Below are 24016 nucleotides of genomic sequence, written 5' to 3' on the forward strand. Positions count from 1 at the left end.
AGGGAGGCGGGGCGCGCGGTGCTCTTCTGGAGGTCATGCGGAAGATCCTTTGCTTGTGCGTGAGGTGAGTTGGGCCTACCAGCCTGATGGCGCCGGTCCGTTCGCCGGGCGGCAGCAGAGGCGTCAGCGGGTCCGAGGGGGCGGCCGGGTGCGGCGCTGGGCGGAGGCTGAGAGCTGGTGGTGGCACCGGTGGCCTGGGCGCCTGTGCGAGGCGAGAGTGAGCGGGCGGCGCGCTGGCGAGCGGCCTGCTCGTTGTTGAAGCCGTCGGCGGTCAGGGCGCTTCCGCTTCGGTCGTCTCAGCTGGTGGCAGGGGCTGGTGCCCCGCCGGGGCGGGGCACCAGATCGGTCAGAAGTGGGGGTTCTCGACGGGTCGGTCCCGCTCGGTTGCCGCGTCCAGCAGCTCGGTCAGGTCGCCGGGCTCGGAGGCGCGCTGGTCGATCCACCAGCCGGCGCGGGTGATGGTGCGGGCAGAGTCCTCGATCCCCTCCCACTCGGCCTCGCTCGTTTCGCCTTCGAGGACGAGTGCGGCGTAGGCGGCGGACAGGATCTGGTGCCGGCAGCGCACGCCCCAGGCGACGGCACGCTCGGTGCCGTCCAGCGGCGGCATGCGGTACTGCTCGGACCAGGCTTCGGACGCGGCCTGCTCTTCCGCACGCTTGGCCTCCAGCCAGGCGGCCTTGTATTGCTCGTCGCCTTCCTTGGCGGCCCGCCAACAGTCGGTGCACTCCTGCTTGGCGAGCCACGCGGCGTAACCGGCGCGGCGGTCGGCCGGTCGGGCAGAGAGGTCGCGTTCGGCTTCGTGCCCGCAGGAGTGGGTGATCGTCCAGATCTTCTTCACGGCCATGGGAACTGCTCCTTACGGGAGTTGGGGTCAACGGTTGCGGGAGAAAGCGATGCGCGGGTCTACGGGACGCGAGGCGGACGCGGGGGAGCTGGGCTCGGCGACCGGCCCCTTCCCAGGCAGACCGGTGCGGGCAGGGCTCGCGGCGAGCGCGGCGGCGGTGAGCGGGAACCGGTGGGTGGTGAAGCCCCGGCCGCTCTCGTGGCGGACTGCTGCTGCCGGAGCTGGCGCGCTCCGAATGGCGGCCACGGCGAGCGGGGGCTGGACGGCTACCTGCAGGTCACCCTTCCTGTGCATCGCCGCTGTGGCTCGGGCGAGCTTGCCGAGGGCCTCACTGCGGCTGGTGGCGGCGGGCAGGGTGTAGACGTCCAGGTCGTAGTCGAATCGCCAACCGTGCGTTTCGAGGATCGGCCCGCCGCGCTCCACCGCGTTCACGGTGGAGGCGGTGGCGGCTACGACGCCGAGCCTGGGTGCTCGGCGAACGCGAAATCCGGGTCGGCGTGTTGGGGCTGCACGCCTGGATCGGGATCCGGCTCCGCGGCTTGGAGGCTCGGACCGGCGGCGTCCAGTCGCGGATGCGCCTGTGCCTGCTCGCTCGGGCTCTCGGGGGCCAGGGACATATCGGTGTCGACCCGGTAGCCGGCGCCGGTGAGGAGCTTGATGGCCCAGGCAGTGCGCTCGAAGGCCTCGCGCTGCTGGTCGGTGAGCGCGTACAGGCTCGGGTGGCCGGGGACGCGCTGGAAGTCGAGGCGCTCCAGCATCCACTGGGCAGCGGGCGACTGGGTGGGGAGAGCGGCGACGATGCCGTGGTCGGGGTGGTGCCCGATGGCGACCTCGGGCAGCTGAGTGGGATCGGGGACAGACACGGTGGAACTCCGCTTCGGGGCACGAACGGGCGGGAATGCGGTGGGCGGGGTGCAATCTGTTCGGCCGGGGCATGGCGGGGTCCTTCCTGGACGGTGGTTCAGCGGCGCAGGCCGGCCGGGCGGACGGCTGCGGCCGGTGCGGCGAGAACGGCTTCGGCCGGGTGGCCGGTGAGGGTACGGCCGGAGGTGGGCGAGGTCGCGAGCGCGGCGACGACCCGGGCATCGACGCTGCTTGCCGCGAGCTGCGGAGCGGGCCGGGCGCGGCCGGGGTGGGCTGTGTGGCGGTCGGCGAGGTCGCCGCGCATTGCCCGGACCTCCCGCACGTAGCCATCGGCCATGGTCGCGATGTAGCGCAGGCGCGCGGCGTAGTGCGGATCGGCCGCGCCGCCCAGGCCCTCCCACCAGGAGGCCGTCTCGTGGAGGGCACTGACGGCCTGGTCGAGGACGCCGTCGCCCGGTGCGGTCAGCTCGCTCAGCGCGTCGACGACCTCGCGGGTGTGGCTGGCCTGGGAGATGGCCTCGGTGACCTGGGCCAGCGACCGCGACGGGGGCAGTGCCAGCGGGAGACCGGGGTCGAGCAGGTCCGCTGGGCCGGCGAAGCCGTACCCGTCGGCTTGTAGGAAGTCGACGGCCCGCGTCACGGCGGCCCGGCGCTCCGTGGGCTCGACCACGGCGGCGGGCAGCCGGTGGTAGGTCTCGTGCACGCGGACGACGGGGACGAACCCGGCGCGGTGGAGGGCGGACTCGGCCCCTGCGTGGAGAGCCTGGACCTGCTGGCGGGACGGTACGCCGAGGCGGTCCAGGTGCTCGTCGATGGCGGTCAGTAGCGCGGGGACACTTCCCCTGTTGCGGGCGTGCGGCCCGTCCGGCCTGCTGTCGTAGACGAGTTCGAAGAGCTCGGGGTCGTCCGGGTGGGTGCGGGTCACCAGCCACTCGTCCGGGAATCCGGGAGCGTGCGCGGAGCCGCTCTCCGGCGGGGGCGAGATCGTCAGCCAGGTCTCGTCGGGCAGCTCCGCGACGACGATGTAGTCGTACGCCCCGAAATCGACCCCGGTGTCGAGCCCGCGCTGGGCGAGCGGGCCGGTGATGTGCGCGTAGCGCCGTGCGGGAGCAGAGGTGTCGCGCTCGGGTGCGGTGGGCCCGAGGATTTGGGCGCTGACGCCCGTGCTGGTGTCGGTGAACACGACGGTCACCTGGTCGGGTTGCATGGTTCTTCTCCTGGAGCGAGTGGGCCGGTGCCAGCGAGCCCCGGGCGGCCAGGGCGGTTCGAGGATGCGGGCAGTTGGCGGCTTGGCGCGGCCGGGGGCTGGTGGTAGAGGGGCTGGTCAGAGTGCGGCGCGCCGGGAGGCGGCGAATCTGACGGACAGCCGGGCCCTTCAGCTTTCGTGAACTCACGGGGGTTTCAGTGCATGCGGGCGTCGGTATCGAAGAGCGCCTTCTCGGCGGGATGGAGGATGTGCTGGGTGATGAAGCTCCGCCCGGCGACCTTCCATAGGCCGCGTCCCCGCGTGAGCGCGGCGACGGCTTGGGTCTCGACGCCGGTCAGCCCCAGTAGGGAGGCGGCGGTGGCGAGTTGGTCGCTCTCCTGGCGGTAGATGATGCGCGTGCTGCAGTCGGCGAGCAGGCCCTCGGCCAGCACCCGGCCGCGCGAGCCGGCATCACCGGCGGACAGCAGGTCGGACAGCCGGTGGATCACCATGAGGTTGGCGATGCCCAGCCCGCGCGAGAGTTTCCACTGGCTCTGCATCCGCTCCAGCAGGCCGACATGGCGCATAACCCGCCATGCCTCGTCGTAGATCACCCACCTCCGACCGCCCTGTGGGTCGGCCAGCGCGGACTCCATCCAGGCACTCGCGCACGTCATCGCGAGGACGAGCGCGGCGTCGTCGCCGCTGCCGCCTAGGCGTGAGAGGTCGATCGTCAGCATCGGGACGCTCGCGTCGAAGACGAAGGTGCTCGGGGCGTCGAACATCCCGGACAGGTCACCGTGGACCAGGCGCCGCAGGGCGTGGGCGAGGTCCTCGGCTGCCGGGCCCATCCGCCCGCCCTGCTCGCCGAGCGCGGCATCGAGGCGCTCGGGTGACCCGAGGGTGTGCGCGACCTCGCCGAGCAGCGGCACCGTGCCGCGCGCCTGGGCGTCGGCGACCACCAGGTCCAGCGAGAGGTCCAGGGCGGTGTGCTCCATCGGCAGCAAGTCGCGCCCCAGAACCGTGCGGGCGAGGCCGGCCAGCAGCATGAGGCGGCGCTTGCGGACCTCGCCCGCCCAGTCCTCCTCGTTCATGCCGTCCGGCCGCGCCGGGGCGTCGAGCGGGTTGAGCCTGCCCTTCAACCCGGGCCCCAGCGCGATGGTCTGCCCGCCGAGGGCCTGGGCGACCGCGGTCCACTCACCCTTCGGGTCGGATGGCACGTACACGCGGTAGTTGTGCGCGATGGCCCGGGTCGCTATGGACTTGGCCAACGCGGACTTGCCCATGCCGATGATCCCGGCCAGCACGGCGTTGGGGTTCGTGAAGCCCTCGACCTTGCCACTGTTGTAAAGGCTGAACGGGTCGTAGCAGAACGAGCCTTCCGAATGGACGTCCCGGCCGATGAAGATCCCCTCCGAGCCCAGGCCTCCCTCCGCCAGGAACGGATAGGCCCCGCTCGCCACGGCGGTGGTCATCCGGTGGGCGGGCAGGCGGACCTTCCCGCCGCGGGCGGAGGCAGGGCCCGGTCGTCCTGACGGCGGATAGGTCGCCCGAAGCTCCGGATCGAGCCCCTCCTCCCCCCGCTCGGGCGGAGCCTCGGCGAGGCGGGCCTTGCGGCGGGCCCGGTCGAAGTCGCGGCGGGCGGAACGAAGTTCGGTACGGGAGGACTTGCGGGGAACGAACAAGGGGCTGGCACTGGCGCGGGTCTTGGACATGGCGATGGGCTCCGGTGGGTGGCGGGAGAGGGTTAGCGGCGGACGAGGCCGGTGAACGGGGCGTGCAGGTCGGCCGGGGTGGTCTGCCGACGCACGAGGTGCGCGGTGCGCTGGTGGCGCTGGCAGATCGTCAGCTCGGGCGCGCCTTCGGGAAGGCCGACCTGGCACGCCTCGCGGTCGGGCACCTCGCCGGTGCCGGGCCGGGGGGAGGCGTGGTAGGCGGCGTGCACGTGGTCGGCCGCCTGCCAGATCCGGGTGCGGGCGGCCCGCAGCTGCTCGCCCTCGATCGACACGAGCGCTCCGGTGCGGCTGGCGTGGGCGTCGAGCAGGGCGTGGAGGGAGACGAGGTGGGCGTGCAGGCTGTCCAGCTCGGTGCGTGAGGTGACGAGGGGGCCTGCGGGGATATTGAGCGTGCGGTGGAAGTCGACCGCCGCGGTCGCGAAGGGAAGGAAGTCCTCCGCGAGGGGAGTGGTGGTGCGGGGCATGGCGGTGCTCTTTCCAAGGGGGTAGGGGTGGTGGTTCAGGCGGCGAGCGCGAGGGGGAGCGCGGCGGCGGTGAACGCCTCGGCCTGCTGCCAGGTGAGCGGGCGCAGGTCGAGCTGGGCGGCGACGGCGGCGGTCTCCACGACGGCGCAGGCCGAGCGCAGTTCGTCCTCGGTATCGGCGCTCACCGTCAGCAGGCCGGTCAGGGCGACATCGGCGTGGCCGGCGATGAGCTGGCGTTCGCGCTGCTTGACGTCCTGGTACTCGACCGTGTCGGCTTCGCTGTCGACCTGGCCCCGGCGGGCGCGCTCGGCCGAGTCCGCGATGATGCTGGCCTTCTTGCGCTGGACGTCGCGCATCGCCGCGTCCAGGCCCTTGGGCTCGTACGCCAGGGACAGGGTGCGCTGGACCCCGCCGCTGAAGAGCAGCTGGTGCAGGAACCCGGGGCTGGTTTCGGTGCGGGGCCAGTTCTCGACCCAGTAGGTGGCGTGGACGGCGGAGTCGGTGGCGATGTGGCCGGCCTTCTCGATCACAACCACGGGGCCGGCGGCGGCAGGGGCGGCCTCCGGGTGGCCGGAGGAGGACCAGCGATCCAGCCCGGTCAGGGACTTGGGGTCGTACGCGGTCCGCACCACGGCGGCGATCTCGGTGGCGGACAGCCAGCCTGCCGGATTGAGACCAGCGGTGCGGGCGGCCTGGTCGAAGGTGGCGGTCAGCTGGGCCAGCACCGAGAATCCCCCGGCCAGGCCGCCGCCGGCCTGGTTGATCAGCCGCCGGGCTGCCTTGAAGTCCAGCGAGATGGCGACGTATGCCTCGTGCGGTGCGGCGGCCGGTCCGGCGTTCTTGACTAGGTCGCCGTAGATCTCACCCGCGACCGGCGCGTCGGGGTTGCCCGTCTTCTCCCAGTAGCGCCGAAGCGCATCGCCCGAGGCCGGCATCGTGCGCTCGATCACCTGGATACGGGCGATGTGCCCGGTGCGGGCGAGCGCCGCCAGTGCCCGGCCCCACCCGCTGACGTTGGCGTTCTGCGCGGCGGGGTCGAGAAGTGCGTAGGCGCGGCTGCTGACCTTGACGATTGCGGTCAGAGTTCCGGCGCGCGGGTCGTGGACCGCGCCGTACCGGCGGTCGGGTGCGGTGACGACCCGAAGGCTGGCGGCGGTGCCGGGCAGGTGCAGCAGGCCCTCGCGCACGGGCCGCCGGGAGGGTCGGGCGAGCCAGATCAGCTGGCCGCGCATCCGTCGCAGCGCGTAACGGGTGACGATGGGCGCCCAGTCGGCCAGGGAGCGGCCACGGTGGCGAACGAGGACGAACAGGGCGACGGCGGCCCAGAACGGGATGAGTTCGAGTGCGCCGACCACGCCGCGCGTGAGGACGACAACGAGCAGGAGAAGACCGGCGAGGGAGGCGACGATCAGCTGAGCGGCGGTCAGGCCGAGCAGGACGCCGCGCTTGGAGCGGTGCGGGAACTTCACGGTGGCCGGGGAGGTATCAGACATCGGGGATCCAGGAGGTGCGAGCGGGCGGATGGGGGCGGCGGGCGCGGCGCTCTTCTGGAAGCCATGGCGGAACTCCAGTTCGGGGTAGGAGGGGCGGGCTGTGGCCGTGCGGTCAGCAGCCCGCCCCGAGGAGGTGGGCGGTCAGGACCCGGAGGGCGGCTGCTGGGGGAAAACCCAGCGCTGCGGGGCCGGCGAGCCCTGCGGCGACGGCCCGCCGACCGGCGGAACCGCAGGTCCGCTCGGTGCGGAACCTGAGGAGCCCGGAACGCGGGCGGTGGCATCCGAACGCCGGCTGACCGGTGCGCTCTGGCCGGCGGAGCCGCCTGATGCCGTGGCCTCACCCGATTCCGAGCCGGCATCGCCACCAGCGGCGGGTGCCCGGGTGATGAGTGCGGGGATGCCCGGACGCTGGACGAGTGCACGGCCCCGGTCGCCAGGGGCTGACGGGTCCTCGCCGAAGCGGAACTTGGTGGGCATGCTCGGCGGCCCGGCATCGATGCCTTCCTTGCTGAACCGCCCAGATGGGTCGATCCCGGAGGCGACACCATCCTGGCCCATGCCAGCAACCTGGGCAGGGCCCTGCGGTGCAGGCGTGCCGGTGCCCACCTGCATCACCAGGCTCGCCGCGGTCTTGGCTGCGCCTGCGGCGACCGCCATCCCGGCGACGCCGGAGCGGTGCAGGTCGTCGTGTCCGCCGTTGTCCGTCGCCCAATGCACGAACTTGTACGTCGCGTACGGGCAGAGGAGGACGAGGACCATCACGACGATGCCCGCCATCGCGTCCGAGAGGGCCGACATGCCGTCCTTGGCATCCGACTTGCCCATCGCGGAGACGCCGATCAGGAACACCACCGTCATCAGCAGCTTGCTGACCACCAGCGTGGCGGTGGCCTCGATCCAGCCGCGCCGCCAGCGCTTGGCGACCTCCCAGCCGCCGCCGCTTCCCGCGAAGACTGCGAGGGCGACCAGGATCAGGACGCCGACCTTGCGGGCCACCATCGTGCACCAGTAGAGGAAGGCGCCGATCGCACAGCCCAGGGCGACCAACGCCGGTACACCCCAGCCGAGTCCGTACATCGCGCCGAGTTCGTTCACCTTGACGACGCGGCGGATCGCGTCGTCCACGGACGTGTTGGCTGCTTGGAACAGGCCGTCGCTCAGGGCATCCACTACGGTGATCGCCACGCTGGTGAACGAGATCGCGCAGAACGAGAACAGGACGCCGGTCATGGTCCCGATGGCGGCCTGGGCGAGGGCGCGCTCGTCCCGGCGCCAGGCGGCGAACATCAGCTGGATGCAGAACGTACCGACGATGATCGACAGCCCGATGGGCAGCAGCAGAGCGTAGTTGTCGCGGAACCAGGGGGCATTGAGGTCGATGCCGGTGGTGGCGTTGACGGCCTCGGCGGCGAGGTCGGCCGCGCTGGAGGCAAGCTCACCCGCGGACTTGGCGATCCACGCGCCGATGCCGTCGGTGATCGACTTGCCGGGGTCGGAGACGAAGTTGATGCCGTCGACCACGTCGCAGACCTGGCTCATCAGGGGGATGTCACAGACACCCATGGGGGTACCTCCTTTCGGGAGCGGTGGTCAGGGGGCGACGGTCGGGAAGACGCCGGCGAGAGCGCAGTTCTGGGACGGGCGGCACTGCACGGCGAGCGTGGTCGAGCGGGCCTCGGCGCCGCCTGCGGGCGAGCCGTTCCAGCCGATCGACTGCCGACCCGAGACGGTGACGGCGTAGACGTACGCCTGCGTGATCGCCCCCGGGTCGGACTGCAGGACCTGGGTGAAGGAGGCCGGGAAGTGCGCCTCGTTCGCGGTTGCGGTCGCGTACTGGCCGTTGTCGGCCATCCGGCCCCATAGCACGGGTGAGGGGACCAGGGCGTCCACTGATGCGGTGTCCGCGTACTTGGCCTCTGGCGACATCCACTTGTGCAGCGCGGCCAGCAGCTCGGGCTGAGAGTAGGAGCGGGTTTCGTACGACCACAGCGCCGAAGCCGCCGCCTTGCCGAAGGCGATCGGATCGTGGGTGGCGGGCGGAACCGGCAGGGCCGCGCGGCCACCGGGCGAGGACGAAGCCGCCGGGGCGGACGGCTGGGCCGATGAGGAAGCGGGCGCGGAACTCACCGAACTGGGCGGAACCTTGGCGGGGGTCCTTCCGTCTCGGGTGAGGTAGGCGAGCAGGCCAGCGAGGGCGACGAGCGCCGCCAGTGCAGCGGTGCCGAGCAGCGCCCGGCGGCGCACGCGAGATGCGCCGCCGGGGTTGCCGCTACGGTCAGCGGCAAAGGAACGCTTCTGCATCAGTGGACCTGGCCACCGAGCGTCGAGAAGAAGGCCACGACGCCGTTCGCGGCGCCGAGCAGCAGGGCCGCGCCGGCACTGACGAGGACGCCCTTCTTGCCGTTGGCCTCGGCCTGGTGACCGCCCGAGTGGTGGCCCCAGGCCCAGACGCCGGCGCTCACCGCGAGCGCGCCCACGACGGCGATGATGCCGAACAGGTTGATCGAGCCCATCACCTGCTTGAGGACCGCGAGACCGGGGAGGCCGCCCTCGTTCGGCTGGATGCCCGGGTCGTAGGCGAGCTGGATGGCCTTGTCGGCGAGGAACATTGCGAACTCCAGTTCGATTCATTGCGCGCAGCAGCCCGGAATCGGGGAAGGGGACAGTGCGGCGGAGCGAGAAAGGGGGGAGGGGAGAAAAGCGCCGGTCAGACGACTCGGCGGGCCGCGAGAACCTGCGGCTTCCAATCGGCGAGGGTCGAGATCTTGACCACGTCGCCCGTGTGCGGGGCCTGAACCACAAGGCCCGAGCCGATGAACATGCCCACGTGCTCGGGGTGTTCGGCGGTGCCCTCGATGAACAGCAAGTCGCCGGGCTTGAGGGAGTCGACCGACACCGGCTGACCCTCGGTGACCTGCGTGTACGTCGTCCGGGTCAGCGTGACCCCGGCGGCCTTGTACGACGCCTGCATCAACGAGGAGCAGTCGCACCGCCCCATCGGGTCGGGCCCGTGCGGATCGTTGCAGTCACCGCCCCACTGATACGGCGTCCCCAGCTGGCCGAGCGCCCAGCGGATCGCGGTGCGCACCTGCGGCGGGGCATCGGCCGGGATGGCGTACCCGGCCGGCAGGGTGCCCGGTGGGATGGCGCCGAAGCCGGAACCGTCCCCACCGCTCGTACAGCCGCCGCCGCTTGGGGCCAGCGGCGGACTACCTCCACCGCCGGGACTGGGACTCGGCGTGGCGCCGGTCTTGGCGAGCAGCGGCTCGATCGACTTCTGCAGGGCGGTGGCCAGCGGCTCCCACTTGGCGTAGGCGTCCGGATAGCCCGAACCCTGCACCGCCTGGGCGGCCTGGGTAACCGTCATCGACTCCCAGCCCGACACCTGCTGGAGTGCCGAGTAGAACTCGGTGCTCGCGTGCACCGGGTCGAGGATCTGCTCCGCGGTGCCCCAGCCCTGGGAAGGCCGCTGCTGGAACAAGCCCAGACTGTCGCGGTCCCCGTAGGTGAGGTTCCGCAGGCCGCTCTCCTGCATCGTGGTCGCCAGCGCCACGATCTGCCCCCGGACCGGAATGTGCATCGCGACGCCGGTGGCCTGGATCGTCTTGGCGTTGGGCACCTGCTCGGCCGGGTTGTCCAGCCCCGGCACGGCAACGGTGGTCTTGTCGCTGCCGTCCAGAATCGCCTTCACCTGGGCGGCCACCGCCGAGGTATCCACAGCCTGTGCACCGCTATTGGAGCAGGACGTGGCGGCGGCGGCGGATCCGGCTGCCGCGACGAGGATCGGAACGGCCAGCAGCAGCGGGCCGGCAGCGGCAAGACCGACAATGGCTCCGGCGGTCTTCTTCATCGCCGCCGCCAACAGTCGCCGGCGTGAACGGCCTTGACCGGACGAAGGGTCGGGCACGGCGGCGGGTGTATCAGGGCATGCTGCATCGCAGCGGCTCCTCGCTGGTGGTAGGAGCGCGGTGCCGGCTTCTCGTGCAAAGCCGCCGGCACCACGCTGTTGTGAATCCGCCTCTCGGAGGCGGGCCCGGGTCAGGGGAGTTGGTAGCTCCGGACGCCGGTCTCGGGTCGTGCGCGGCAGCCAGCCGCGCTCGTAATCTCAGGCGGTGCACGGGGGTTCTCCTCGGATCGCGGAATCGGGTGTCGAATGTGCCGAGGGTGCACCGAAATTGGACGGAACGACATGAATCAGCACAGGCCAGCAGGGGTGGAGCTGGGCTCCGCCTCGGCGACATGGCCAGACATTAGACGCGGATTCCGGCCGCACCAAACGCCCCCGGAACAGGCCCAGGAAGCGGGCGGATGCCTCATTAGGTGCGGCCGGACATCACGGCTAACCTCCGGCGCATCCCCACTCCGAGCGGCTGCCCCCTCGGCGTCGTTCGAAGTGGGCCCAGTCCTGTCACGCCCTGAAAGAGGCCCCGCACATGAGCTACACCCTGCACCGAGGCGACGCCCTCACCGTGCTGACGTCCCTGCCCGACGAGAGCGTTGACGCGGTGATCACCGATCCGCCGTACAACTCCGGTGGACGCACCAGCTCCGAGCGCACCGCCCGCGACGCTCGCGCCAAGTACGTCACGAGCGGTTCCGCTCACGACCTTCAGACCTTCCCCGGCGAGAACCGCGACCAGCGCTCGTACCGCGCCTGGCTGACCGCCCTGCTGACCGAGGCGTACCGAGCCTCGAAGGAGCACTCCGTCGCGATGGTCTTCTCCGACTGGAGGCAGGAACCCACCACCTCGGACGCCCTGCAGATGGCCGGGTGGACCTGGGCTGGCACGATCCCGTGGATCAAGCCCGCCAGCCGCCCGCGCAAGGGCGGATTCAAGCAGTCCGCCGAGTTCATCACCTGGGGCGTCAAGGGAAGCCTCAACAAGAACAGGGAGATCTACCTCCCGGGCCACTTCATCGCCTCGCAGCCGCGCAAGGACCGAGTCCACATCACCCAGAAGCCGGTGGAGGTCATGCAGCAGCTCGTCCAGATCTGCCCCGAAGGCGGAACCATCCTCGACCCGTTCACCGGCTCCGGCTCGACCGGCGTCGCCGCGCTCAAGGAAGGCAGGAAGTTCGTCGGCGTCGAACTCTCCCCGCATTACGCCGAGGTCGCCGAACAGCGGCTGCGAGCCGAACTAACCCAGGACGACTTCGTCCTGGCCGGGCCCGAGGCGTGAGAACAAGGGCGGCCGGGGCCGACAGAGAGCAGACACGAAAGGGCGGCTGTCGCATCGAGTTACCGATGCGGCAGTCGCCCTTCGCCGTTGGTCATGCCGCGTCGAACGCCTGCTGGATCAGCGGCGTCGCCCGCTCCAAGTCGGCCGCCGATCTGATCCGCACCTCCAGGTCACCCGTCCCCAAGTGACCGATCCCGCGTACGTCGCGCGTGAAGCCCTCCTCCAGTGCGACGGTCCCCGGGTCGACACGCAGATAGACCATGATCGTCTGGCTGGACGGGCGGAACAGCACACACGCCAGGTTCCTCATCCGCCGGAACGCGATGTAATGGAGCTTCGCCTCCACCTCGACATCTCCCGACCGGGTCAGAGCCTCGCTCAACTCCTCGTAGAGAGCACGCAGCGGCGTCGGCGGCTCAGCCATGATCGTCTCCGTCGAGTTCGGGGCCCCCGCCGGACCTTCGCCAGCACGGTCGACCGCCGTCCGTGGTGCAGCCGGCGCGGCGTTGCCCGGGGCCGACTCCACCAGGAGCAGGCTCAGCAGGCCACCCTCGAAGACCCGGTATCGCACCAGGTCAATGCGCTGACCCATGAGGTGGATCGCGGTCCGGTCGTGCCGGAAGAAGTCGGCGGCGATGCAGACCACCCGCGGGTTGCGCCAGTCGATGCTCTCGGCTGCCTCGGCGCCCAGCTTCTCCTGCACGAGACCCTGGAACTCGTGGCGGCTGCTCTTGAGCCAGGACAGGTACGAGACCGCCTGCGTTACCACCCCGTGGTCGCTGCCCTTCTTGTACTCGATGATCACCGGGGTGCCGTTCTCGTCGAGCCCGAGCGAGTCGATCCGCCCCCGATGCCACGGCCCGGTGGGGTACTCCGACGCCACGAAGCGGATCCCGAGCATCGCCTCCGTGCTCGCTTCGACCCGGCGCTGTAGGTCCACCTCCAGCGCCACCGTCGAACCTTGCACCTCGGCATCGCGGCCGTCGGCGTCGAGCCGGAACAGCTTTAGGTCGGTCATCCGTGTCCCCTCCGTGCCCAGTACAGGAACACCAAGCGAAGAATGGAAGGTCGTATTCCCGATGGGTCGGGTTTCCGGCCAGGTCGCGCCAGACCTGCGTGAAAGGGGCGGCTGGGTCAACTACCACAATGTGGCGGCCGGACCAAATTGGCGATTCTCCGGATTATGGCCCTGCCCGCCAGCTGTGGTTCGCGCGACTCCGTCGTGCGGCGGGCCGAGCAATCGCATGGCCGCGCTCAGGCGGCGTTGACTCCGGAGAGAAGATGCGAAATAAGTCAGAGGTCGCCGTCGAGCCTGCGTTCTTGAATCTTCAGGCCGCAGCGAAGTACATGGGGGTATCGGTCAACACCTTGTACATCTGGCGCCACCGGCGGCAGGGGCCGCCGAGCTTTCGTATGGGGCCTGGCGGTCGAGTGGTGTACCGCCGTGAGCTCCTCGATGCCTGGTTGGCTGAGCAGGAGAAGGCGGACTCGCGATCGAACCCAGCACTCGACCCGCTGAAGGCGTCAGCTCAGCGGCGCTCTTCGCGCAAGTCCGGACGATAAAGCCGGTACTTGCCTGAGCTGGCCATACGCCCCTGCGGCACCACTGATTAGACGTTTGAAGTTCTCGGCTGCATCAGGAATTTCGTGCACGCCGAGGTCGTCTGTGTGTTGGACATGCCGCAGGGACGTTCCCTCGGCGCGCATTGCAATAACTGAAGGAGTTCGCAAGTGGCGGGGTACATAGAGGACAGGTGGCTCAAGAAGCGCCCCAACAAGGAGACGGGAAAGCGCGAACGAACCAACCTTTGGGGAAAGGGCGCTCGCTACCGCGTCAAGGGAATACCTGGCGTCCGAGACCGCTCGTTCGACACCGTTGCAGACGCCAAGGCGTGGCTGGCGGAAGCGCAGACCGATACGCGGCGCGGGGACTTCGTCGACACCCGGGACGGACAGATCTCGATGCGCGACTACGTCGAGAAGCACTGGTGGCCGGCGCAGACGCACCCTGCGCAGACGCTGGAGAGCATGCGCTACCGCATCTGGGGCCACATTCTTCCCTACCTTGGGGATCTCGCGCTGCGCGAGATCGGCGTCCCGGAGCTGCGGACGTGGTCTGCCGAGATCCAGCGGAAGATCGGCTCCGGCACGGCATACGTCACCTGGGTGTACCTGAAGGCGATCATGCAGGCCGCAGTTGAGGACAAGCGGCTGTTCCGCAACCCCTGCAAGGGGAACAGCTCGATCAAGCCGCCGAGGAAGCCCGAGCGGAAAGCGCGTGCCTGGGCACAAGAGCGCGTGAGTGGTGTCCGAACGGCGCTCCCCGACCGGTATCACGCGACGTTTGATCTCGGCATTGGATGCGGGCTACGCCAGGGTGAGGCGTTCGCGTTCAGCCTGGACGATGTGAACGGGGAGTCCATCCACGTCTCCCGCCAGATCCTGCGCTACAAGTCGCAGCTGTACTTCGGCCCGCCGAAGGGGCGGAAGGAGCGCGACGTGCCGTTGCCGCGCGCCCTCCGGAAGCGGCTGGAGGAGTACCGGACGAGGTTCCCCACGATCGAGGTCACCTTGCCGTGGCTTGACCCTGAGCTGCCGGATCTGCCACGGGACGAGTGCCGCAAGGTGACCGTATCGCTGCTGTCCACGACGAGGCAGGACACGGCAATCAACCGGGCGACCTGGAACACTCGCAACTGGAAGCCGGCACTCGCTGTCGCCGGTGTGATTCCGCCGCTCCCTGAGCCGACGGAGGGGGCGAAGCCGACCAGGGTCTGGGAGCCCAGCCGAGAGCACGGGTTCCATGTCCTGCGACACACGTACGCCTCGGTCATGCTGGAAGCTGGCGAGTCGATCGTCTCGCTGGCGCAGTGGCTCGGGCACTCGGATCCGGCCTTCACCCTTCGGACCTACACTCACTTCATGCCGGAGGCGGGAGCGCGCGGTCTTGCTGCTGTCGACAGCCGGCTTGCGGATCTCGGCTGAAAGTCCCTGAGAAGTCCCTGACGGGCCGGACGAGGCCCGCGGATCGCCCAACGTGCCTGGTCAGGGCATGATCATCGCCAACGCTGGCCTTTACCCGGCGTATAGGCCGACTCGTCCGCTGCTCAGCCAGGTGTTTGCGTCGAGGGCCCGACCGCGATCGTGCGGTCGGGCCCTCGACGGGTTGACGGGGAGTCAGGCGGGTCAACCGGTGACCGAGGCGTTGTAGCTGTCGATGGCGGGCTGGAGTTCCTTGCCGGCGTCGGTGAGGGCCTGCTGGGCGGTCTTGGAGCCGCTGATGGTCTGCTCGATGGCGGTCTCGACGCCCTTGCGGGCCTGCGGCATGACGCCGAGCAGGCAACCGGCGGTGGCCGGGGTGGGCTTGGTGGCCTTCAGCTGGTCGATCGCGGTCTGGAACTGCGGGAACTTGCCGACCCACTCCTTGTCCGCGGCGACGTCGAGCGCCTTGGTGTTGACCGGGAAGTAGCCGGTGCCGGTGTGCCAGGCGGCCTGCTGGGAGGGGGCGGTGGCGAACTTCTCGAACTCCCAGGCCGCGCGCTGCTGGGCGGTGGAGTGGCCGGGGCCGGAGATCCACAGCGAGGCGCCGCCGATCACCGGGCCGCCCTGGTCGGAGGCGGCGGTCTTCGGGAAGGCCGCGGTGCCGACGGTGAACTTGGCGGCCTCGGTGTAGCCGCGCAGCACACCCGTGGACTCCAGGTGCATCGCCACCGTGCCGGCCTTGAACGCGGCCTGGGCGTCCGCGGTCTGCCGGCCGGTGTTGGCCGCGTAGCCGCCCTTGACCAGGTCGGCCCACCACTGGACGATCTCGGCACCCTTCGCGGTGTCGAAGGTGGCCTTGGTGGCCTTGCCGGTACGGCCGTTGTCGCCGTCGCAGTACAGTGCGCCGGACTCGGCGAGCAGCTGCTCGACGAACCAGCCGTAGATCGCCGCGCCGAAGCCGTAGCGGACGGTCTGCCCGCTGCCGTCCTTCTTGGTCAGCTTCTTGGCGAGGTCGCCCAGTTCGGCCAGGTCGGTGGGCGCCTTGGCCGGGTCCAGGCCGGCCTCCTTGAAGGCGTCGGCGTTGAGGTAGAGCAGCGGCATCGAGGAGTTGAACGGCATCGACTGGAGCTTGCCGCCCACCGAGTAGTAGTTGCGGATGTTCGGCTGCAGGTCGTCGAGCGAGTAGCCGTCCTTGTCGGCGAAGGCCTGGGCCGCGACGGTCTGCTTGGAGTCGATCATGAACCGGGTGCCGATGTCGTACACCTGCACCAGCGCCGGCGTGGCCTTCTGCTGCACGGAGGCCTTGTACTTGGCGATCAGGTCGTCGTAGCTGCCCTGGAACAGCGGCTTGACCTCGATCTTGCCCTGGTGGGCGGCGTTGAACTGGTTGACCAGGGCGGTCAGCGCATCGGCGTTCTTGCCGGTCATCGAGTGCCAGAACTCGACGGTGGTCACCCCCGACGCCTGGTCGAGGGCGGAGGCGCCGGGAGCGGCGGAGTCGGTCGACGCGTTGCCGGAGCTGCTGGACGAACAACCGGTCAGGGCGAGACCGGAGACCAGCAGGGCGGCGAGCGCGCGGGCACTCTTCTTCACGGTTCTTCTCTCTTCTGCGAGGGTGAGGTACCGGGCGAGTCGGAGCCGGGCGTGCGGGGCGGGTCGTGCGGGGCGGGTCGGGTGGAGCCGAGGCGCCGTCAGCGGACCGCCCCGGCGGTGAGTCCGCGGACGATGAAGCGCTGGCCGAACACCACCAGCACGAGGGTGGGCAGCAGTGAGAGCACCACGCCCGCCAGGATCAGGCCGGGGTCGGCCATCTCGGAGTCGCGCAGCGAGGAGAGACCGATCTGCAGGGTCTGCATCTCTGAGGTGCGGGTGATGATCAGCGGCCAGAAGTACTGGTTCCACGCGGACAGGAACACGTAGATGGCGAGCGCGGCGAGGGCGGGCTTGTTGAGCGGGACGAGGATCCGCCACAGGAAGCGCCAGTGGCCCGCCCCGTCGATCCGGGCGGCGTCCCGCAGCTCGGCCGGGAACTGGCGGAAGGACTGCCGCAGCAGAAAGGTGCCGAAACCGGACGCCAGGAAGGGCAGCACCAGTCCGAAGTAGGTGTTGCCGAGTCCCCAGTCCGACAGCGTCAGGTAGTTGGGGATGATGATGGCTTCCCACGGCACCATCAGGGTGGCGAGGAACAGCCCGAACACCGCTGCCCGGCCCTTCAGCGGCAGGAACACGAAGGCGTACGCGGCGAGGATCGCGGTGAGCAGCTGGGCCGCGGTGATCACTGCGGCCACCAGGGCCGAGTTGGCGTACTGACGGATCAGTGGGATGGCGTGCACCGCGCCGGAGAAGTTCCGGCCGGTGAAGGAGTGCGGGACCAGGGCGGGCGGGTAGGTGGCGATCTCGTCGGGCTGCATGAAGGCGCCGGCGAACACGTAGTAGACCGGGAACGCGACGGTCAGCAGGGCCATCCCGAGCAGCAGGTAGACGGCGACGCGGGCGAGCGTGGCGCGGAGCGGCAGCGGACGGCGGGCCGAGCGGGTCGGCTCGGCCTGGGCGGGGGTGGTGTCGGCGATCGCGCTCATGCGTAGTGCACCTTCCGCTCCAGGAAGCCGAACTGGACGGCGGTGCAGCAGAGGACCACGACCATCAGCACCACGGCCTGCGCGCTCGCCATGCCGAAGTCGCTGGCACCGTAGGCGAAGGCCTTCTGGTAGACGGAGTAGACCAGGGTGCGGGTCGCGCCGTCCGGCCCGCCCTTGGTGAGGATGTGGATCTGCCCGAAGCTCTGCAGGGCGTTCACGGTGGAGACCACGATGAGGAAGAACAGGCTGGGCCCGAGCATCGGGATGGTGATCGACCGGGCCAGTCGGATCCCTGACGCACCGTCGAGCCGGGCGGCTTCGGTGATCTCGCCGGGGATCGAGCCGATGCCCGCGGAAAGCACCAGCACGTTGTAGCCGAGGTTCATCCAGATCGTGGATGCCGCGACCGAGAGCAGCGCGTACTTCGAATCGGTCAGCCACCCGACCGGATCGAGGCCGACCGTGGACAGCAGCCCGTTGAGCACCCCGCTCGCCGGGTTGTAGAAGACCGAGAAGACCACGGAGGCGCTGGCCACCGAGAAGGCGAACGGCAGCGCGAACGCGGAGCGCAGCAGCCGGACTCCGCGGATCCGGCTCTCCAGCAAGAGGACCAGCAGCAGCGCTCCGAGCACCCCAGGCACCACCGTGAACAGTACGAACAGGGCGGTGGTGACCAGGGTGTGCCGGAAGTCCGCCGACGCGAGCAGGTCGGTGTAGTGCTTCAGACCGACGTACTGCGACGGCGCGCCGAACAGGTCGTTGGCGTGGGTGCTCAGATAGAGGGTGCGGCCCAGGGGGTATGCGATGAAGAACCCGAAGACCGCGAGCGAGGGCAGCAGGAACGCCCAGGCGAGCCCCTGCTCCCCGAGGCGGCGACCCGGCAGGGGCGGCGGGCTTGGTGCGGTCGGCATGGTGCGCGTCAGCCTTTCGTGACGTCGGTTCAGCCAAACCGTGTCGCGCCCGAACGACACGACGGCGATGACCCGGTGAGCGGGGGGTGGCGCGTTCCTTACGCGTTCGCGTCACGCGTGGCGGGCCCCGGATGGTTACCCCTCGCCTGTCACTTCCGCACCTTCCGGCAACCGATGATTCGTCAGATCGCGGGGTTGGCCGGATGTTGGCGTTCTTCAGTTCTCAAGCAGCGGTTTTCGGTCGGAGCGTCCGTGCTCGGCCGGTCGTTGGCGGTCTGCCGGCCGGTCAGCGCAACAGTCGGCGTTCCTTGGCGATGGCCACCGCGCCGGAGCGGGTGTCGACGCCGAGCTTGGCGTAGATCCGGCCGAGGTGGGTCTTGACGGTGGCTTCACTGATGTAGAGGGCCTTGGCGATCTCCCTGTTGCCGAGCCCCTGGCCCAGCTGGTCGAGGATGTCCTGTTCCCGGTCGGTGAGTTGGGGCAGTGGTGAGCGCATCTGGGCCATCACCCGGGAGGCGATCGGCGGAGAGAGGGCCGGGCGCCCGGCCGCGGCGGAGCGGATCGCGGCGAACAGCTCCTCCGGACGCTCGGCCTTCAGCAGGTACCCGGTCGCCCCGGCGCCGATGGCCCGCGTGATGTCGGCGTCGGTGTCGAAGGTGGTCAGTACCAGGACATGGGTGGAGCCCGGCCCGGCGAGGATCCGGCGGGTGGCCTCCACCCCGTCGATCCCGCTGCCCAGCTGGAGATCCATCAGCACCACCTCGGGCTGCAGGCGGGCGGCGAGCGTCACCGCCTCCTCCCCGGTGCTGGCCTCGCCCACCACCTCGACGTCCGGATCGCTGGACAGCAGTGCCAGCAGCCCGGCCCGGACCATCGCGTGGTCGTCGCAGACGATCAGCCTGACCTTGTCGTTCATGAACCCTCCTGTCCTGACGGTGGCAACGGCGCGGCCGACCGGGCGGCCGGGCCCGGCAGGGTCAGCGGATCTCCAGCGGGATGGCGGCGGAGACCACCGTGCCCTCGCCCGGAGCGGACTCGATGGTGAGACTGCCGCCGAGCTGCCGGAGCCGCGCCCGCATGGCCGGCAGGCCGTGCCCGCGGTCGCCCCTGACTGCGCCCCCCGCCGGCTCGTGTGCCCAGGGGGCACCGCCGACCTGGGCGGCGCGTCCGGTGCGGCCGGGGACGAAGCCCCGGCCGTCGTCCGCGATGTCCAGTACGGCCTGGTCGCCCAGGTAGGACAGCGTGAGCGAGGCGGTGGTGGCGTGTGCGTGCTCTCGGACGTTCGCCAGCGCGCCTTGCGCGATCCGCAGCAGCGCGGACTGCGCGGCGGCCGGCATGGGTATCGGAGGGCCGTCCAGGTGGAAGCGCACGGGCAGGCCGCTCTCCGCGGCCTCCCGCTCGGCGAGCGCGCGCAGGGCCGCCTCCAGGGTGCCCTGCTCGGCGAGATCGGCCGGGGCGAGGTCGTGGACGAAACGGCGGGCCTCGGCGAGGTTGCGAGCGGCGATCGCCGCAGCCGTGCGGACGTGGCCGCGCGCCGCCTGCGGATCGTGCTCCCAGGTGCGGTCGGCCGCTTGCAGCAGCATCTGCTGGCTGGACAGCCCCTGGGCCAGGGTGTCGTGGATCTCCACCGAGAGCCGCTCCCGCTCCGCGAGGGCGCCCTCGCGCCGCTCGATCGCGGCCAGCTCCCGGCGGGTGCGGATGAGATCCATGATCAGCCGGCGCTGCCGGGCGCCTTGCCGCTGCATGTAGAGGAACACCGCGGTGGCCAGCGCTGCGATGGCGGGCGGCAGCAGCGGCAACGTCGGGTCGAAGCTGTCGGCCAGCTGCAGTTCGGCCCCCACCACCAGCAGCGTCAGCACCGTCACCAGCGGGATCGCGGCCCGCGGCGGCAGAGCGCGAAGCACCGTGTAGATCAGCGGGATGGCGCACCAGGCGAAGCTGGGGGCCATCACCACCAGCACCGCCCAGATCCCGAGCTCCCCGGCCAACCAGGCCGGTCGGCGCTCGGCCCGCCCGAGCAGGTGGCCGACAGCCAGCGCGAGGCTGAGCCCGATCACCCACGGGGTGAGCGCGCTGTGCAGATGATGCATCAGATAGCGCACCAGGGAGGTGCCGAGCAGCAGGAGGAAGACCAGCCGCATGACGACGGTCAGCCAGCCGGCGTCCGGATCGACCGGACGAGGCGTGGGTCGGCGTATGACGGCCACCTCCTCTCTCTGTGTCAGCCCCTGTGCATTGCTGCGCCGTACCCGGCGGGCAACGAGCACCCACCGGATGTGGCTACGCGGCGTCGTCGCGTGACCACCTGGAATCACGCCGAGTAGCGCCTGCATAGGGATATTGGCTCGGCGACGAGGCCCGCACATCCACCGATCGGTTGACACGGCTGTCGTCCATCATGCCCCTCCAGCCGAGCCGGTCCGACGATCCGCGGCGGCCCTCCGGCGGCGAAGTATTGAGTGCGAGGCCGGACCGCAGGAAGTCCGGCTCCGAACCGATCAGGAGCCGAAAGATGAAGAAGCTGAGCACCCGTACCCGCGTCGTCACCGGTGCCGTCGCGGTCGCCGCGGTCGGAGCCAGCGTGGTCGGTGCCGTGTCCGCCAACGCCGAGACCCCCCAGGCGCCCGCCGTGGCGAAGGTCGACACAGCCAAGAGCTACACGATGGAGACCTCGCACCTGACGGTCGAGGCGGCCACCAAGGCGGCGCAGGTCACCATCGACACCGCCGAGAAGGCCGGGCAGCACGTCTCCGTCGCGGTCGTGGACCGGAACGGGACCGTGATAGTCCAGCTGCGCGGCGACGGCGCCGGCCCGCAGTCCTTCGAGTCCGCCCAGCGGAAGGCCTTCACGGCCGTGTCCTGGAACGCGCCGACCTCCGAGCTGGCCAAGCGCCTCGCCCAGGCGCCGAACCTGAAGGACATCCCCGGCACGCTGTTCCTCGGCGGCGGCGCCCCGGTCCAGCTCAAGGGCGCCCCGATCGCGGGCATCGGCGTGGCCGGTGCGCCCAGCGGCGACCAGGACGAGCAGTTCGCCCAGGCCGGCGTCGCGGCCCTGGGCAAATGACGCACGCCGGAGGGCTACCGACTGACGTCCGACGGCGGATGCCTGACGGCCAGCACCTGAGGGCTGAGGTCTGATGCCTGAGGCCTGACGGCAGACCGCGGGCCCGCTCGATCGAGCGGGCCCGCGGAACCCCGGCACTCACGAAGAGCAGTACAGGAGGCGGAGATGGTGTGACGCGGCCGCGACTCAGTCGTGTCGGTAGATGCAGAGCGCCCAGATCACGAAGACGTCCAGCGCGATGACGACCAGCGACCACAGCGGGTAGTACGGCAGCGAGAGGAAGTTTCCGATCATGCTCAGCGAGACCAGGAAGATACCCGCGATCCGTGCCCAGGCCATGCCTCGGATCACGCAGATGCCGGTCAGCGCGACCAACAGGCCGATGACCAGATGGATCCAGCCCCAGGAGGTCAGGCTGAACTGGAAGACGTAGTTCGGAGTCCTGACGTAGACGTCGTCCTGAGCGATCGCCATGATCCCCGCGAACACCTCGAGGAGACCATTGATCATCATCACCACACCGGCGAACAGCACCATCCCGGTCACCCAGGTCTTGTTCCCGGACTGTGGCGCAGCACCGCGGGCACCGCTCGGGGTGGGCGCGGTCGGACCGACAGACGAGCTCATGGAACCTCCTTGGCCGAAGCTGGTCTTGTGTCGACCCTCGGACACCTCAGGGGCTCGGGCACTCGGGCGACTCCATTCGGGTGGTCTTCGGACCCACCGGGAAGTGCCGCGATGCCGGTCGGTACCGGATCGCCCGAAGGGCGCGCGCCTTGTTAACTGGTCACAGTGCCTGGGCGGGCACGAGGTGCACCGGACGCCACCCGGCCTCGCGACCGCCACCCGGACCCCGGACCGGGGAGCGAGGCGAGGAGGTGCGACTGCCATGGCCGACGGGATCTGGCACGACCTGCCCCAGCCGCTCCGCCAACTCCTGGACGGCACCACGGCCGGGATCGGTGTCCTGGACACCGACCTGCGCTACCTCTACGTCAACCCGGCCCTGGCCCGGATGAACGGCGTGCCCGCCGAACTCCACCTCGGCCTCACCATCGCCCAACTCCTCCCCGACATCGACGCCCGCGAGGAGGTGCTGCGTGCCGTGCTCGCCGACGGGCGGGCGCGCGAGGTCACCTCCAGCGGACACACCCAGGCCGCCTCGCCACCGCACCGCCGCTACTGGCACGGCGCCTACCACCGACTCGAAGCCGACGGCGTCCCGATCGGCCTGGTCGGGATCGTGCTGGAGGTCACCGCCTCCCGCCAGCAGCAGCACGAACTCGAACAGGCCAGGGCACGCCTCACCCTGCTCGACGCCGCCGCCACCCGGATCGGCACCACCCTCGACGTGGACACCACCTGCGGAGAGCTCGCCGACTTCCTGGTCGAGCACCTCGCCGACGCCGCCACCGTCGAGGTCCTCCCGCATCCCGACAGCACCCACGCCCGCCCCCGGACCGACGGCAGTCGCCGCCTGCGTCGCGCCGCCATGGCCGCCCACCCCGAACTCATCGACCAGGTCCGGCTGCTCGGTGACCGCGGGGAGTACGTCGACTACCAGCCCGGATCGGCGATCCCGCGCTGCCTCGCCTCCGGGCGGCCGATCATCGAGAACCTGCTCACCGACGAGGAGCTCAGCCGCTCCGCACCCAACGCCGACCGGGTCGCGCTCTACCGGGCGATCGGCATCCACTCCGGGATGATCATCCCGCTCACCGCGCGCGGTCACCGGATCGGCACCGTCACCCTGATGCGGGCCGGCGCCTCGCAGGGCTTCGGCCAGCACGACGCGGTCGCCGCCCAGGACCTCGCCCGGCGCGCCGCGATCAACCTCGACAACGCCCGGCGCTACAGCCGGGAGCACGCGGTCGCGGTCGACCTGCAACGCGCCATGCTCGCCGAACCGGGCAGCCCGCACCCGGACCTCGCGGTCGCTTTTCGCTACCGCCCGGCCGGGACGAGCGCCCTGATCGGCGGCGACTGGTACGAGACGGTGGCCCTTCCGGACGGCCGCACCGTCCTCTCCATCGGCGACGTCATGGGCCACGGCATCGAGGCGGCGGCTGACATGAGCCACTATCAGGCGATGCTGCGGGCGATGGCCCTGCTGGAGCCGAGTGCGGACCGGCTGCTGCAGCGGATGGACGGGCTGGCCTGCGAGGTGCACGACTACCGGCCGTCCACCTGCCTGGCGGTGTACGCCGATCCCGCCCGCGGCAGGTACAGCTTCGCCAGTGCCGGACATCTACCGCCCGCGGTGGTTCGGCCGGACGGCGCGGTGGCGCTGCTCCCGGTCGAGGCCGGCCCGCCGCTCGGCACCGGACTGGCCGGCTACCTGCCCAGCACGGTGGTCCTGCCACCCGGCCACACCCTGTTGCTCTTCACCGACGGCCTGGTCGAGCGCCGCGGCGAGGACATCGACGACTCCCTGGAGCGACTGACCGGACTGCGCCTCCCCGCCGGGGCCACCCCGGCCCAACTGCTCGACGCCGTCCTGGCCGGTGCACCGGCCCCCGCCGAGGACGACATCGCCCTGCTGGCGGCCGCCGCGGTCCGGCCCGAGCGCGGTGACGGTCGGTCAGGACGACCGCGCAGCACGGAGGTACTGACCGTCCTCAGCGGCGGACGGAGGCAGCCGATGGCCTGAGCAAAAGAAGGGCCGAGGGCCCGCAGGACGGCGGAGGACAGGCTTGATGCCTGACCGCTGCTG

23 protein-coding genes are annotated in these 24016 nt (G+C 70.5%); 5 read left to right on the forward strand and 18 right to left on the reverse strand.

The annotated features are described in order from the left end of the window. Positions 1-346: 346 nt before the first annotated feature. The 11 genes from AB0K51_RS01975 to AB0K51_RS02025 form a co-directional block, all read right to left on the reverse strand. Positions 347-844 (reverse strand): hypothetical protein, encoded by a 498-nt coding sequence (locus tag AB0K51_RS01975; RefSeq protein ID WP_363449443.1) that lies wholly within the window; start codon positions 842-844, stop codon positions 347-349. 27 nt (positions 845-871) lie between these two features. Then, positions 872-1276 (reverse strand): hypothetical protein, encoded by a 405-nt coding sequence (locus AB0K51_RS01980; RefSeq protein WP_363449445.1) that lies wholly within the window; start codon positions 1274-1276, stop codon positions 872-874. Positions 1277-1293: 17 nt separating this feature from the next. Beyond that, positions 1294-1707, reverse strand: coding sequence for a hypothetical protein (locus AB0K51_RS01985; protein ID WP_363449447.1), 414 nt, complete (start codon positions 1705-1707; stop codon positions 1294-1296). 98 nt (positions 1708-1805) lie between these two features. After that, a complete protein-coding gene (locus AB0K51_RS01990; RefSeq protein ID WP_363449449.1) occupies positions 1806-2915 on the reverse strand; it encodes a hypothetical protein in 1110 nt (369 codons plus the stop codon). Between the two features lie 194 nt (positions 2916-3109). Continuing rightward, positions 3110-4609: an ATP-binding protein gene (locus AB0K51_RS01995; protein ID WP_363449451.1), complete on the reverse strand. Its 1500-nt coding sequence runs from the start codon at positions 4607-4609 to the stop codon at positions 3110-3112. Between the two features lie 32 nt (positions 4610-4641). Continuing rightward, positions 4642-5094, reverse strand: a complete 453-nt coding sequence (locus AB0K51_RS02000) for a DUF6238 family protein (protein ID WP_363449453.1) — start codon at positions 5092-5094, stop codon at positions 4642-4644. Between the two features lie 35 nt (positions 5095-5129). Beyond that, complete coding sequence (locus AB0K51_RS02005; RefSeq protein WP_363449456.1) at positions 5130-6587, reverse strand: SCO6880 family protein; 1458 nt, start codon at positions 6585-6587, stop codon at positions 5130-5132. 141 nt (positions 6588-6728) lie between these two features. Further along, the gene (locus AB0K51_RS02010; protein ID WP_363449458.1) at positions 6729-8150 is read right to left on the reverse strand and encodes an ATP-binding protein; all 1422 of its coding nucleotides are present in this window, start codon (positions 8148-8150) and stop codon (positions 6729-6731) included. A gap of 27 nt (positions 8151-8177) precedes the next feature. Then, complete coding sequence (locus AB0K51_RS02015) at positions 8178-8888, reverse strand: hypothetical protein (RefSeq protein ID WP_363449460.1); 711 nt, start codon at positions 8886-8888, stop codon at positions 8178-8180. Next, positions 8888-9196 (reverse strand): DUF6112 family protein, encoded by a 309-nt coding sequence (locus AB0K51_RS02020; protein ID WP_153463742.1) that lies wholly within the window; start codon positions 9194-9196, stop codon positions 8888-8890. The genes AB0K51_RS02015 and AB0K51_RS02020 overlap by 1 nt, the downstream gene beginning before the upstream one ends. Positions 9197-9294: 98 nt before the next feature. After that, positions 9295-10437, reverse strand: coding sequence for a C40 family peptidase (locus AB0K51_RS02025; protein WP_363449463.1), 1143 nt, complete (start codon positions 10435-10437; stop codon positions 9295-9297). A 583-nt stretch (positions 10438-11020) separates the two neighbouring features. On the opposite strand from AB0K51_RS02025, the gene AB0K51_RS02030 reads away from it, so the two are divergent. After that, positions 11021-11767, forward strand: a complete 747-nt coding sequence (locus tag AB0K51_RS02030) for a site-specific DNA-methyltransferase (protein ID WP_363449465.1) — start codon at positions 11021-11023, stop codon at positions 11765-11767. 91 nt (positions 11768-11858) lie between these two features. On the opposite strand, the gene AB0K51_RS02035 is transcribed toward AB0K51_RS02030, so the two are convergent. Beyond that, on the reverse strand, positions 11859-12785 hold the full coding sequence (locus tag AB0K51_RS02035) for a DUF5655 domain-containing protein (RefSeq protein ID WP_363449467.1): 927 nt from the start codon (positions 12783-12785) through the stop codon (positions 11859-11861). A gap of 263 nt (positions 12786-13048) precedes the next feature. Here AB0K51_RS02035 and AB0K51_RS02040 point away from each other — a divergent pair, with 263 nt between their 5' ends. Together AB0K51_RS02040 and AB0K51_RS02045 are read left to right on the forward strand one after the other, a co-directional pair. Continuing rightward, positions 13049-13330 carry a helix-turn-helix domain-containing protein gene (locus tag AB0K51_RS02040; protein ID WP_363449469.1) on the forward strand — a complete coding sequence of 94 codons (282 nt, stop codon included), beginning with the start codon at positions 13049-13051 and terminating at the stop codon, positions 13328-13330. 168 nt (positions 13331-13498) lie between these two features. Continuing rightward, complete coding sequence (locus AB0K51_RS02045; RefSeq protein WP_363449471.1) at positions 13499-14752, forward strand: site-specific integrase; 1254 nt, start codon at positions 13499-13501, stop codon at positions 14750-14752. Positions 14753-14953: 201 nt separating this feature from the next. Here the strand turns inward: AB0K51_RS02045 and AB0K51_RS02050 are convergent, their stop codons facing one another. From AB0K51_RS02050 to AB0K51_RS02070, 5 genes are all read right to left on the reverse strand, one after another. Further along, complete coding sequence (locus tag AB0K51_RS02050) at positions 14954-16342, reverse strand: ABC transporter substrate-binding protein (RefSeq protein WP_363449473.1); 1389 nt, start codon at positions 16340-16342, stop codon at positions 14954-14956. 98 nt (positions 16343-16440) lie between these two features. After that, positions 16441-17328 carry a carbohydrate ABC transporter permease gene (locus AB0K51_RS02055; RefSeq protein WP_363449475.1) on the reverse strand — a complete coding sequence of 296 codons (888 nt, stop codon included), beginning with the start codon at positions 17326-17328 and terminating at the stop codon, positions 16441-16443. Further along, positions 17325-18239: a sugar ABC transporter permease gene (locus tag AB0K51_RS02060; protein ID WP_363449477.1), complete on the reverse strand. Its 915-nt coding sequence runs from the start codon at positions 18237-18239 to the stop codon at positions 17325-17327. Before AB0K51_RS02060 ends, AB0K51_RS02055 begins: the two co-directional genes overlap by 4 nt. Before the next feature lie 286 nt (positions 18240-18525). Then, complete coding sequence (locus AB0K51_RS02065) at positions 18526-19155, reverse strand: response regulator transcription factor (protein WP_363449479.1); 630 nt, start codon at positions 19153-19155, stop codon at positions 18526-18528. A 61-nt stretch (positions 19156-19216) separates the two neighbouring features. Beyond that, a complete protein-coding gene (locus AB0K51_RS02070; RefSeq protein ID WP_363449819.1) occupies positions 19217-20380 on the reverse strand; it encodes a sensor histidine kinase in 1164 nt (387 codons plus the stop codon). Positions 20381-20751: 371 nt separating this feature from the next. Between AB0K51_RS02070 and AB0K51_RS02075 the strand changes: the two genes are divergently transcribed. Continuing rightward, a complete protein-coding gene (locus AB0K51_RS02075) occupies positions 20752-21303 on the forward strand; it encodes a heme-binding protein (RefSeq protein WP_363449481.1) in 552 nt (183 codons plus the stop codon). Between the two features lie 186 nt (positions 21304-21489). Here the strand turns inward: AB0K51_RS02075 and AB0K51_RS02080 are convergent, their stop codons facing one another. Further along, positions 21490-21930, reverse strand: a complete 441-nt coding sequence (locus AB0K51_RS02080) for a hypothetical protein (protein ID WP_363449483.1) — start codon at positions 21928-21930, stop codon at positions 21490-21492. Positions 21931-22192: 262 nt separating this feature from the next. Here AB0K51_RS02080 and AB0K51_RS02085 point away from each other — a divergent pair, with 262 nt between their 5' ends. After that, on the forward strand, positions 22193-23953 hold the full coding sequence (locus AB0K51_RS02085; RefSeq protein WP_363449485.1) for a SpoIIE family protein phosphatase: 1761 nt from the start codon (positions 22193-22195) through the stop codon (positions 23951-23953). Positions 23954-24016: the final 63 nt, after the last annotated feature.

The sequence above is a fragment of the Kitasatospora sp. NPDC049285 genome (assembly GCF_040678815.1).
Taxonomy (GTDB): Bacteria; Actinomycetota; Actinomycetes; order Streptomycetales; family Streptomycetaceae; genus Kitasatospora.

Bases quoted from the DNA above. Each gene is read 5' to 3' on its own strand.
- AB0K51_RS02035 (WP_363449467.1), bottom strand. From the start codon at position 12,785: ATGACCGACCTAAAGCTGTTCCGGCTCGACGCCGACGGCCGCGATGCC.
- AB0K51_RS02075 (WP_363449481.1), top strand. From the start codon at position 20,752: ATGAAGAAGCTGAGCACCCGTACCCGCGTCGTCACCGGTGCCGTCGCG.
- AB0K51_RS02005 (WP_363449456.1), bottom strand. From the start codon at position 6,587: ATGTCTGATACCTCCCCGGCCACCGTGAAGTTCCCGCACCGCTCCAAG.
- AB0K51_RS02010 (WP_363449458.1), bottom strand. From the start codon at position 8,150: ATGGGTGTCTGTGACATCCCCCTGATGAGCCAGGTCTGCGACGTGGTC.
- AB0K51_RS01975 (WP_363449443.1), bottom strand. From the start codon at position 844: ATGGCCGTGAAGAAGATCTGGACGATCACCCACTCCTGCGGGCACGAA.
- AB0K51_RS02000 (WP_363449453.1), bottom strand. From the start codon at position 5,094: ATGCCCCGCACCACCACTCCCCTCGCGGAGGACTTCCTTCCCTTCGCG.
- AB0K51_RS02025 (WP_363449463.1), bottom strand. From the start codon at position 10,437: ATGAAGAAGACCGCCGGAGCCATTGTCGGTCTTGCCGCTGCCGGCCCG.
- AB0K51_RS02060 (WP_363449477.1), bottom strand. From the start codon at position 18,239: ATGCCGACCGCACCAAGCCCGCCGCCCCTGCCGGGTCGCCGCCTCGGG.
- AB0K51_RS02020 (WP_153463742.1), bottom strand. From the start codon at position 9,196: ATGTTCCTCGCCGACAAGGCCATCCAGCTCGCCTACGACCCGGGCATC.
- AB0K51_RS02015 (WP_363449460.1), bottom strand. From the start codon at position 8,888: ATGCAGAAGCGTTCCTTTGCCGCTGACCGTAGCGGCAACCCCGGCGGC.
- AB0K51_RS02080 (WP_363449483.1), bottom strand. From the start codon at position 21,930: ATGAGCTCGTCTGTCGGTCCGACCGCGCCCACCCCGAGCGGTGCCCGC.
- AB0K51_RS02030 (WP_363449465.1), top strand. From the start codon at position 11,021: ATGAGCTACACCCTGCACCGAGGCGACGCCCTCACCGTGCTGACGTCC.
- AB0K51_RS01995 (WP_363449451.1), bottom strand. From the start codon at position 4,609: ATGTCCAAGACCCGCGCCAGTGCCAGCCCCTTGTTCGTTCCCCGCAAG.
- AB0K51_RS02065 (WP_363449479.1), bottom strand. From the start codon at position 19,155: ATGAACGACAAGGTCAGGCTGATCGTCTGCGACGACCACGCGATGGTC.
- AB0K51_RS02055 (WP_363449475.1), bottom strand. From the start codon at position 17,328: ATGAGCGCGATCGCCGACACCACCCCCGCCCAGGCCGAGCCGACCCGC.
- AB0K51_RS01990 (WP_363449449.1), bottom strand. From the start codon at position 2,915: ATGCAACCCGACCAGGTGACCGTCGTGTTCACCGACACCAGCACGGGC.
- AB0K51_RS02085 (WP_363449485.1), top strand. From the start codon at position 22,193: ATGGCCGACGGGATCTGGCACGACCTGCCCCAGCCGCTCCGCCAACTC.
- AB0K51_RS02070 (WP_363449819.1), bottom strand. From the start codon at position 20,380: ATGCGGCTGGTCTTCCTCCTGCTGCTCGGCACCTCCCTGGTGCGCTAT.
- AB0K51_RS02040 (WP_363449469.1), top strand. From the start codon at position 13,049: ATGCGAAATAAGTCAGAGGTCGCCGTCGAGCCTGCGTTCTTGAATCTT.